This is a genomic window from Pseudomonas huaxiensis, assembly GCF_003231275.1.
Lineage (GTDB): Bacteria > Pseudomonadota > Gammaproteobacteria > Pseudomonadales > Pseudomonadaceae > Aquipseudomonas > Aquipseudomonas huaxiensis.
The window spans coordinates 68,201-79,898 of the sequence record NZ_QKVL01000029.1; the positions used below are offsets into that span (position 1 = coordinate 68,201).

2 protein-coding genes are annotated in these 11,698 nt (G+C 62.3%); both read left to right on the top strand.

All coding sequences use genetic code 11. The annotated features are described in order from the left end of the window. Positions 1–123: 123 nt before the first annotated feature. Entirely contained in the window at positions 124–5,967 is a 5,844-nt protein-coding gene (locus tag DM374_RS24015; RefSeq protein WP_110972111.1) for an NEL-type E3 ubiquitin ligase domain-containing protein, read from the top strand. A gap of 112 nt (positions 5,968–6,079) precedes the next feature. Beyond that, on the top strand, positions 6,080–11,683 hold the full coding sequence (locus DM374_RS24020) for an NEL-type E3 ubiquitin ligase domain-containing protein (protein WP_110972112.1): 5,604 nt from the start codon (positions 6,080–6,082) through the stop codon (positions 11,681–11,683). The last annotated feature ends 15 nt before the right edge of the window (positions 11,684–11,698 follow it).

Genomic DNA, 11,698 nt, shown 5'->3' on the forward strand with positions numbered 1-11,698 from the left:
ATAGTCGGGACAGGTTTTGAATGATGATCTGAGTGGCAGGTTTTCTATACATTATTTACGCTTTTTATCGCACTTTCGCTGGTTATTCTCGACGGCCGTTAACTAACGTTGCAGGTCGTTTTCATGTCAGAAGTCAATTCGTTCGGCGCGTCCGTGAATAGCGATGACGCCATGCGTGAACATTACGAAGTGGTAAAAGATAAAATCCCCGGCTGGTTGGTGAGCGCCTCGTCCGCCACCCATCGCGTGCTGCGTCAGGTGGGGGTAACGTCAGTGCCCTGGTTCGAGCAGGCGCGGCGCTCCGCTCCGGAGGAGGCCCAGCAATTGGCCCGCGCCTATGCCGACCACCGCTCCTACGAGCGCAAGGTCGATCAGATCCTGGCGCACCTGCCTTCGCCCGAGGTGTTTGCCGAACCCTTGCTCAAGGCTGCGATCAAGCAAGCGTTTGGCCTGGATGTCGATGTTCGCAACAGTCATCTTTTTCACCCCCGGCGGGCCGCCGGTGCGGGGGTACAGTTTCCTCCCGACCCTCCTTTGTTACCGCGGGGCGCCATGGCGGCGGCAGTGCAACCGCTGCTGAAGTCGGCCTTGCAGAACTTCGAAGACTGGGAAACGTCGCCGGGTGCGATGGACTGTGGCAACACGCGGGCGGTAGTGGTTTCCAATGCGCGTATCGAGGGCATGACCGTTGAGGGAGCCCCGCTTGATATTGCCCCGGAGAAGTTCGCGGCGTTGTGTCGGACGCTGGATCTGGGGGCCAGGTATCAGGCGTTGATAGCGTCGCTACTGAGCCCGCCCTCCGAGCCCGGGGATGCACCCGACGCCGCAGCCTTCAACGTGCGCGGCGTGTTCACGAGCTTCGAGCAATCGGCCTTTCTGCTCCAGGTGCAGTTGGCCTTCATGCGCAACCTCATCGACCCGGCGACCCGTGACGCACTTCGACAGATCGCCAAAAACAGACCGGCCACGCTGGCGGGCAAGCCGCTTGGCTGCAGCTTCGTGCAACTGTGGGGCGTCACCCTCACAGGGATTGTCGTCATCAGTCCGGAACGCGAGTTCAGTACCACTATCGAGCGCGTGCTGGTGTATATCCCGGACGACCCTTTTTATCCGCTGTGCGCTTACGACTCTTCGCAGCAGTTCATCGACATGTTGCGCGAGAGCATGCTTAAACCGGGTTACCTGGCGTTTTTCGAACGTTTCGTGCCTGCCCGTGATCGGGCCCTGCTGTTCGCCAACATTCAACAGGCGTTCTATCCCAACGTCTGGAATACCGCTGGCTGGTACGAAGTGAAACTCGACAGCAAGGCCCGCTTGCTCGTGGAAGAACAACCGTTCACCGGGCATTTCCTCTCTGACATTTACCGGCAGAAGGTGGCGGTGCTGAAGGCCGATGGGTTGTTTCATGCGGTTCCGACGGCGGTTGAGGATCAGAAGTCTCTGGAGCAAAAAGTCGCGTACTTTTTCGAAAAGGCCTTCGAGGCGCTCAACATCGCTTCGTTCGTGGTGCCCGGGCTCGGCGAGGTCATGCTCGGGATCATGGCCGTGCAATTGGCCTATGAAACCTTCGAGGGCATCGACAGCCTGGCCGGGGGCGAGCGGGATCAAGCCTGGGGCTATTTCATGGATGTCGTGGAAAACGTGGCCATGGTCGCGGCACTGGGGGCGATCGGCGCCGGAGGCCGGGGTTTCCCGGCACTGGAGGTGCCCAGCGAGGTCAGGCAGATGCGGGTGGTGCGTCTGCCCGATGGTGGTACGCGGCTCTGGAAGCCGGACCTGGCGCCATTCGCCCACGACATCGTGTTGCCGGCGGGGCTCAAGCCCAATGCGGCGGGGTTCTTCGAGCATCAGGGCAAACAGTGGTGGCCGCTGGATGGGCGTACCTATGCGGTCAAGCCACCCACCGCCACCGAACCCTATCGGCTGGAACACCCCGCCAGAGACGATGCCTACGAGCCGCGTTTGCGCGACAACGGTGCGGGGGGCTGGCTGCACGAACTGGATCAGCCACGGCATTGGCAAGGGCTGTACCTATTTCGTCGGCTGGGTTACACCTCGGACGTTTTTACGGATGACGATGCGTTGCGGATCCTGCGCATCAGCGATACCCCCGAGTCGGTGATGCGGCATGCGTTGGCAGAGGGGCAGCGAGCGCCGGCATTGCTTGAAGATACGGCGCAGCGCTTGAGGCTGGGCCGTGAATTGGAGCTGTTCATCGCGCAACTGCACGCCGGTGATGCCACTGCCGACCTGCGCTGGCAACTGCAGTTACTGACCGCTGATCCGCACTGGCCGCCTGGTCGAGGCCTGGTGTTGCGCGACGCCCAGGGCAGTGTGCTGCATGAATGCCCAGGTGCCCGGGTGATTCAGGTGCCCGTTGACGCCGAGGATGTGCTGGGGACGGTGTTGCTGGCCCTCGATGATGCTGATGTACGTGGTCTGCTCGCTGAGGGCGGCAGCCATGGACGACCCAATCCGCAAGTCAGTCGCCGTGCACTGCGGCAGCGACTGGCATTCAGCGCCCCTGCCCGGAGAGCTGAGCTGTTCGACACCCGCTACGCCGGGTCATTCAAGCCGCTTCCCCCGGCGGGCGCGGTGGTTCGCCGGGATTTTCCGGGCTTGCCCGTGCCGGTTGTGGAGGAACTGCTGCGCCACGCCAGCCCCGCCGAGTTGCAGCGCATGGTTTCAACGCAGCGACTGCCGATGCGCATCGCCGAGGAGGCGCGCGCCTATCTGCAAAATGTGCGTGTAGCTCGCGCCTACGAAGGCATCTTTTTGGACGCTGTGGACAATCCTGATAGTGAAAAGCTGATTCTGCACAGTGTCGCCCGGTTACCCGGCTGGTCGCCCCGGGTTCGCCTTGAGGTCCGTGAGGCGGGCACAGACGGGGCGTTGATTGATCGGGTCGGTTCTGCCGATGCGCCGATTCGCAAGATACTGGTCAGGCAGGCAGGTGGGTTTCAAGCCCATGACGCGGACGGCCAGTCGCTGCACGGACGCGAAAACCTCTGTTCGGCGGTGCTGCATGCATTGCCAGACCCTGAGCGCGGCGAACTCGGGTTCCCTCATGTGGGCCAGGGGGCAGAGCTCAAACAGGCGGTGCAACGCCTGCTGCCGCTGTCTCGTTCCGAGGCGCGCGACGTACTGCGCATGCAGCCGCTCAAGCCGTCCGCTCGCTCGCCGATGCGCCTTGCCGACGGGCGGCCCGGTTATCCCTTGAGTGGCAGGGGCGTACTGCCGGCATTCGTCACCGAAGAGCGCGTGCTCGACAAGATCCGCTGTCTCGAATTCCAGTCGCTGCCGCCCGAGGCGATCTTGCGCGAGCTCTATGCGTCGGGCCTGAGCCGGGCGGCCATCGATACCCGTCTCGATCAGTTGCTGGACGAGCAACAGGCGTTGCGTCATTGCCTCGAGCAATGGACGCAGGCTTCGGCCTCGGTGGACATCCCAGGCAGCCGCGTGCGCATTGGTGAGGCGATCTGGCACCACTGGGAAGCCAACAGCTTGCCCGAGACCGGCAGGAACGGGCCCTTGCGCCTGGAAAACGTGAGTCTGAGGGACTTTCCCGAGCAACTGCCGGCCTTCGTCCATGAGCGGATTTACAGTCTGGAATTGATCGGTGTGGACAGCGGTTCGTCGTCTGCACTCAGCGACTTTTTCCGTCGCTTTTCTTGCGTAACGTCCCTGGCGGTCCGCAATGACCCGGCGCTGGGTGCCAGCGACCTGATCGCGAGGGTGCTGGAGGGCGCGCCTCAGGTCCGAAACCTGATGTTGACCGATGTGGCGCTGGAGGTAACTCAAGCCACATTCGATAGCCTGGGTTGCCTGGCACACCTTGAACGGCTCGACCTGAGCGGAAACCGCATCAGCCAGGTCCGCTCTTCTCCGGTGACGACCATGAATCTGCCTCTGCGCTACCTGGGGCTGGAGCGTATGCGTTTGTCGAACTGGCCGGACTGGCTCGATAGCACCGCCCTCGGCCATGTTGCCGAGGTTTCCCTGGCGGACAACGAGATAACGCAGGTGCCGGCCTGGCTGGCGGACAACGCGGCCATGGGGGAGGGGCCGGGCACCCGTCTGTCATTGCTGGGTAATCGCTTGTCGGTCCAGGCCCTGCGCCGCCTGCGGTTTTGCGCGGGCGCTGATCGCAGGTTCAGTTTCGATCTGGAGCCAGTTCAGTTTCAGCGTGACTTCGAGCAGTTGCGAAATGAGCACCGCGTGCTGAGTGACGTGCTCGATGAGTGGGCCGAGGCCTCCACGTCCTCCGCTACGCCGAGTGAGCAGCAATTGCGCGCGCGCCGCGGGGTACGCGAGGTACTCCTGGCGTATTGGCGTGAACGCGCTGTGGTCAACGTACCGCTTTTGCAACTGGATGCGATCGCTCTGGGCGATTTTCCTGACCGGCTGCCGCCGTTCTTTTATGAGAGCGTGCAGCAAATGGAATTGATCCGGCCGGTGGCGGATATCGAGCAGTTCAACCGATTCCTGCGTCGGTTTACCGAGTTGAGGGGACTGAAGCTGAGCGGCCACACTACGCCATTGAGCGTGCTGCCCCCTGCGCTGTTGGAGCTGCGGGAACTGACCGCGCTGGCGCTGAATGATCAGGGGCTGACGATCGACCAGTCGATCATCGAGTTTTTGTGCAGCATCCCCGAACTCACCTTCCTGGGCCTGGATGGCAACACCATGGTCACCAGCATCGACTGCACGCCGATGTTGGACCGCTACTGGACGTTGTTGAGCTTCAATAACGTTGGCCTGCAAGCCTGGCCGGAATGGGTCGACGAATTGCTCCCGGAGTTGGTGGAGATGCTGGGTCTGGAACATAACGCTATTTCCGAGTTGCCTCAGTATCTGCGGGACAATCGTCGTGACTCCAATCCCAACGTACATGTCGATATCGCTCTCAGGGGTAATCCACTGACTTACGACACCGTGCGCCAGGCCCACGTCTCTCAGGCCTGGAACCGTCCCTATACCTTTCACATGGATGTGCCGGAGGACATTCAGCGGCTCCCTCCCGATCACCACGATTCGGATTCGGAGTTTTCCCAGTCGGACATCGAGGGCTCCGAGCAATCGCACAGTACCGGAGGAACCGGGCAGGGCACGTCTGCGGTTGAGCCATGGCTGGCGGCGGGGGAGGACCGGGACGAGGTGCGGCGGCGGATCTGGCTGCAACTGGAAACCGGTAATGACGCGAGAGACCTGCTGGGCCTGATCGGCCGCTTGCGTCATACCGCGGATTACCGGGGTGCAAGCAGTCGTCCGGAACTGGTCGAGCGCGTATGGCGGGTGTTGGACGCGGCGGCGCAAGACCCCGGGTTTCGACTCACGCTCAACGGCATGGCCGAGGAGCCGCTGCGCCAGGTCCGCAACCATGACACCTGTCCGGACGGTATACGGCTGGAGTTCAACCAGATGGAACTGCAGTTGTTCATCCGTCAGTCGCTTGGCGATGTTCCGGAGCAGGCGCGCGGGCAAACCCTCTATCGACTGACTCGCCGCCTGTTCCGCTCGCAAGCGCTGGACGATATCGCGCGACGCGAGTCGGGCGGGCGGGACGAGGCGGAAGTACGTCTGGCCTACCGGCTGCACTGGGCGAATGATCTCGAACTGCCCGTACCTCCGAGCAAGATGCTGTATCAGTTCGCCGCTTGTATCCGGCCGGGCGAGCTCGATCAAGCCCTTGCGCAGGTCCACCAGGCCGAGCAGGGCCAGGAATTCCTGGATTATGCGAGCCAGCGGAACTTCTGGGTGGACTATCTTCGCGAGACCAACGGCGATCGATTCCGGGACCTCAAGGACCGGTTCGAAGCTCGGGTACTGGAACTGACAGACTTGTATCCGGGGGAGACAGCGGACGAACTCGGGGCCCGAATCAGAGTACTGGAAGAGCGGTTGCGCACAGAGGAACGGCAGTTGATCGATGAGCTGACCAAACGGGAGGGATCACGTTACGCCTGAAGTGACGCCAGGGTGGCGGTGACAGCGAGGGGCCGAAAAATACGCTTGTACCGCGTGGTGCCCAATCGCTGTCGCTAGGCTCGTCTGCCCATTGATGAATTGAGGCAGCCTGATGTCGAATTCGATTGACGCTATCCCGCCGCGGAGCGAAACCCCGGTAGTGGGAGACTCAGCTTACGAAGTGGTCAGGCGTCGTGCCCCGACCTGGCTGACTTCGGCCCCCCGCGAGGTGCGTGCAGCCGTGCGCAACATGGGGCCGGACGAGCTGTCCTGGTTCGCCAAAGCGCTGAGCGATCACCCGCAAGTGGCGGATCAGTTGCAGCGTGCTTATGCCAAACACCGCCATTTCGAGGACCTTCGCACAAGCCTCCTGGCCAGGATCCCCGATCTCGAAGCGTTTGCCGAACCGTTGCTCACGGCAGCGATCGAGCAACAGTTCAACCTGAACCTCGACGTGCGCACCACTTGGCTGTTCCATGCCGGCCGGTCGCAAACTGATGAGTCGTTCATGGCCGTTACCAAGGATCCTTGGGTGCAGATTGCCCTTGCGACGAAGGCCGCGACCCAATCATTGCTCGGTGCTGCCCTGCAGAATTTCCAAGCCTGGGAAGCCGAGCCGGGCGGCATGCGGCAGTCCAGGCTGAAATCGAGTATCTACATCGAGGATGGCACTGCGCAGCATAGTACTTCCGTGGAGATCGAGCCTGAAGCATTCGCCATGCTCTGTCGCACTCTGGACCTGGGAGGGCAATACCGGGCGTTGATCGACTCGGTACTCGACAGTGCTGTCAAGGATGAGGAGGGAAAATCCTTTGCTTTCGACCGTTTCGAAGGCTCGGCGCTTCTTCTCCATGCGCATACGGCTTATATGAAACGTGCGATTGGCCAGCCCCTCTACGACACGTTGGTGAAGCGTTTGTCTCATCCGCACGTGGCTCAGACTGCCAAACCGTTGCTCTGCAGTTTTCTGACCCTGTGGGGTGTGGAGTTGACGGGCATCCTGATCATGGCTCAATACCGTGCTGTCGAAAGTGTTATCGGCTATCCGCAGTGGATGCCTGATTACCGTGATGGGCCGATACTCGCCTATCTGCCGGACGATCCCTTCGACCCCCTCAAGGAGTACCCGTCGCTGCAAGCGTTTCATGATGCGCTGCGTGACAAGCTGCTACAGCCCAGGTATTCGAAGTTTTTCGAGCGCTTTGTTCCGGCGCGGCATCGCCATCGCCTGTTTTCCGAGCTGGGCGCTGCCTTTTACCCAAAAGTCTGGAACCCCCGGGGCTTCTACGAGCAAGGCAAGGACAGTGAAGCTGCGCTTGTCTTGGGGACTCAGGTGGTGTCCGGCGCGTTGCTCACCGGGCTCGTACAACAGAAAATCGCCGTGCTCAGGGATGATGCCTCGTTCCTTGCAGTGGCGACTGCGGACCAGGACCAGAAGACCCGCGAGGAGCGGTTGCGCTACGTCGCCAATGTCGCCGTCAACACACTCAACATCGCCGCCCTGACGATGCCGGGGCTGGGCGCGCTGATGCTGGCGATCACTGGCGCGCAGTTGGCTTATGACGTCTATGAGGGTTTTGACAGCCTGAGCCGAGGCGAGCGTGAGCAAGGCTGGGCTTACCTGATGGACGTGGTCGAGAACCTGGCCCAGGTTGCCGCACTTGGCGCGGTCTCGGGGGCGGGGGCGGCTGTGCCTGCCCTGGAGGTGCCCGCAGTGGTACGGGGAATGCGTACGGTCCTGCTTGGGGATGGCAGTACCCGGCTGTGGAAGCCCGACCTGCGTCCCTTCGCCCATGACATCGTGCTGCCGGCGGGACTCCAGCCTGATTCGCGTGGGCTCTATCACTATCAGGGCAGGCAATGGTTGCCCCTTGATGGGAGCATTTTCCGCGTGACTTCCAACCCACCGGGTAGCGCCCATTTTCTGGAGCACCCGGACCGTGCCGACGCCTACCAGCCAACCTTGCGCAGCAACGGTGCCGGGGCCTGGTTACATGAACTGGACCAGCCGCTGGAGTGGGAAGGCGTGGCCCTGTTTCAACGTATGGGGCCGTTGGCGCAGGGGCTGTCGGAACAGACCGCGCGCCTTCTGCTGTGGGGCAGCGATATCCACCCGGCACAGTTGCGTCGTGCCCTGGCCAACAGTGAGCGGCCACCGGCCCTGCTCACGGATACCCTCCAGCGCTTTCGGCTCGACCAGGCGCTGGATGGAGCGGTCGAGGCGTTGAGTCCGGCTGCCCGAAGGGCGTTGTTCAACGCCCACTACGCCGCGCTTCAAGGGAGCCCGGGTGCCGAGGTGCAGCAGCTGACAAAAACCTTCACCGGCTTGCCCGCAGCGGTGGCCGAAGAGCTGCTGGCGCATGCCGATGCGAGTGAGCGGGTGCAGTTGAGCAATGAGCGCAAGGTGCCGTTGCGACTGGCCGAGGAGGCCCGGGCCTATCAGCAAAAGGTGCGCCTTGCCCGGGCGTGCGAAGGGTTGTATCTGGACGCGGTAGGCAGCCCTGATAGCGACAGGCTGGTGTTGCGTAGCGTTGCAGCCCTGCCGGGATGGTCACCCGAGGTACGCCTGGAGGTCCGCTCCCGTGCCGTGGATGGTCCGCTGATTGACAGTGTCGGTCCTGCCGAGGCACCCATTCGCCAGGTTCTGCTCAAGGACGGCGAAGGCTATCGGGTCGCCCGCCCGGATAACTCACCTGCACCATCGTCCGCTGATGACCTGCTTTGCGCCGTTATAGAGGCGCTGCCCATGGCGCAGCGCGACGCACTGGGTGTCGGATTGGGCGGCAAGGCGCTGCTGCGTCGCCTCTTGCTGGCACAGCCTCTGCCGTCCCTTCAGTGGGTGCGGCAGGTATTGCAGATGCAGCCTGGGCGACCCGGTGTTCGCTCACCGATGCGCCTTGCCGATGGCCGGCTTGGTTATCCGTTGAGCGGTCGCGGTGCCCTGGCTGACTATGTCACTGAAGATACGTTGCAGGACCGGATTCGCCAGCTCGGATTCCAGGACGCTTTCGCCGAGGACATCTTGAGAGAGCTCTACAGCGCTGGCCTTGGCCGACCTGCTATCAGCGACCGCCTCGACCAACTGTTCGAGGAACAGCGCGTGCTTGGCGGTAGCCTGGAGCAGTGGCGGCAGGCCCAGGCCGTCGCGGGTGACCCCGGTGAAGCGCGAACCGCCGCCCGGGAGCGCATTGCCGAAGCAGTGTGGGCGCACTGGCGAGGCAACAACCTGCCGGAAATCGGTCGGAGCGCACGGGCCTTGCAACTGGAGTCGATCACCGTCTCGGACTTTCCCGACCACCTTCCGGCGTTTGTCCTCGACCGCGTTCAGGGGTTGGTGCTGCGCGACGTTACCGTGCCGGGCGCCGGGCTGGTCAGCGAAGCAGACGGCCAATTCAGCTACGAAGCGATGTTGCCGCGTTTTCTGCAACGGTTCGCACAGGTCCGCAGCCTGGAAATTCATCGCGGTTTCGGCTGGCCGGTAGTGGACCTTCCACGGAGCGTGGCCTCGAGTTGCCCACGGCTGCGGCGATTGCACCTGAACGATGTGCACCTGACCCTGACCCCTGACGTCCTGGTGGCGCTGAGCGGCTTGAATGAACTGCGGCACCTGGACCTCAGCGGCAATGTACTTCTCGATGCAGCGCATCTCAGTGTCGCCGGGTTCGACCTTGATTTCCTGGGGCTGGACCGGGTCGGCATGACGCGCTGGCCGCAATGGCTCGATCGCCAGGCGCTCAGCCGGATCAGCCGCCTGTCTCTGGTTGACAACCATCTTGTCGAGTTGCCGGAGCATGTTTTGCAGAACCAGGCCGACGCCGGGCATCACACGCGAATCGTGCTCAATGGCAATGTGTTTTCCCGCCAGTCGATTCTCAATGCGCGTCTGAGCGAGGGCAGTGGTCGCCGCTTCAGTTTCGACCTGGATATTCCCGACACGCTCCAGTCCGACCTTGACGTACGGCTGCGCGAGCAGGGCTTGCTGAGCGAGGCCATCGATGCCTGGCAGGAGACCTCAAGCTCGACGCAACTGCTGAACGAAGCGCGCCGTGCCGCTCGTCATCGAGTGGCCGAGAATTACCTGAATTTCTGGCGCGAGGAGTCTCAGGGCAATACCTCTTCCATATTGCAACTGGACTCGCTCGCGCTCGATGACGCCCCGCAGCGGCTGCCGGTGTTTTTCTATCAGCGTGTGCGCCGTCTGGAGTTGCTGAACTCCGCCGGAACGCCCGAGATGCTCGATCACTTTCTTGCGGAGTTTCCACACCTCGAGGGGCTGGCCATCAGCGGTCTCGAACATCCAGTGACCCATCTGCCCAACGCACTGCAAAGCATGCGCGAATTGCGCAGCCTGGCCTTGATTGACGTCGGCCTGTTGGTCGACCAGAGGGTGATGGAGGCGATCGCCGCATTGCCACGGCTATCCTCGTTGGAACTCGATGGCAATACGTTGGGCACGATCACCGATCTGTCGAGCTTCGGGGACCGTCAACTCGATTTGCTGAGCCTGAATGCGATGGGCATCGACACCTGGCCGGCGTGGCTCGACCAACTGGTTCCGCTGCGGGTGGAGGTACTGAGCCTGGCCAGCAACCAGATCAGCGTGTTGCCGGAATACCTTCTGGAAAACCACCGCAACCCCGATGCCTTCACGGAAATTTCGCTGCTCGGTAATCCCTTGACCCACGAAACCATGCGGCGGGCTTTTATTTCGATCGCGGACAACCGGCCCTTCGTATTCGAAATGGATTTTCCCGAGGACATTCGTCAGCTCCGCGTTGAACCGCACCCCTCGGATTCGGACGAGTTCGCAAGCAGCTCGGGGCACTCCCACGGCGCCGGGACGAGTTCGGATGAAGAGGACGATTTGCTCGATGACTGGCTGATTGGCAACGTGGACGAAAACGAAGCGCGTCGTGCCACATGGCAGCAGCTTGAGCATTGCGAGGAGGCCGCCGACTTGTTGCAGATGATCGGGCGTCTGCGGCACACCGCCGACTACCGCAGTGCCGGTTCGCGACCCGAACTGGTCGCGCGCGTTTGGCGAGTTCTCGATGCCACGGCGCGAGACGTCGAGCTGCGCCTGACCCTCAACGGCATGGCGCAGGAGCCATTGCGTCAGCTTAGAAACTACGACACGTGCCCTGACGGTATTCGTCTGGAGTTCAACCAGATGGAAATCCAGGTGTTCATCCGCCAGTCGTTGCTGGAGGTAGCGGAGCAGCAGCGGGGGCCGACGTTGTATCGACTGATGCGGCGTCTGTACCGCCTGCAGGCGCTGGATACCATCGCCCGCGAGCAGGCCGGCACCCGGGATGAAGCGGAGGTGCGTCTGGCCTACCGCTTGCACTGGGCTGAAGAACTTGATTTGCCGGTGCCGCCCGGGCGGATGCTCTACCGCACCATTGCCGATGTCCGGCCGGCGGAGCTGGATCGGGCGCTGGATCGGGTCCGGCAGGGTGAGGGCGGGCAACTCTTGCTGGACTATGCGGCGCAGCGGGACTTCTGGGTCGGGTATTTGCGCGAGGCCCATGGCGAGCGCTTCAAAGCGATCAAGGAGGTGTTCGAGGCGCGGGTGCTGGAACTGATCGACCTGTATCCGGAGGATTCACCGCAGCGCTCCAGTGAGCGCATCCGGGCGCTCGAAGCGCAGTTCCAGCAGGATGAACGCAACCTGATTGATGAGCTGACCAACCGCGAGGGGCTGGCATGCAATTAGGCTCTGTATGAAAAA

Bases quoted from the DNA above. Each gene is read 5' to 3' on its own strand.
- DM374_RS24015 (WP_110972111.1), top strand. From the start codon at position 124: ATGTCAGAAGTCAATTCGTTCGGCGCGTCCGTGAATAGCGATGACGCC.
- DM374_RS24020 (WP_110972112.1), top strand. From the start codon at position 6,080: ATGTCGAATTCGATTGACGCTATCCCGCCGCGGAGCGAAACCCCGGTA.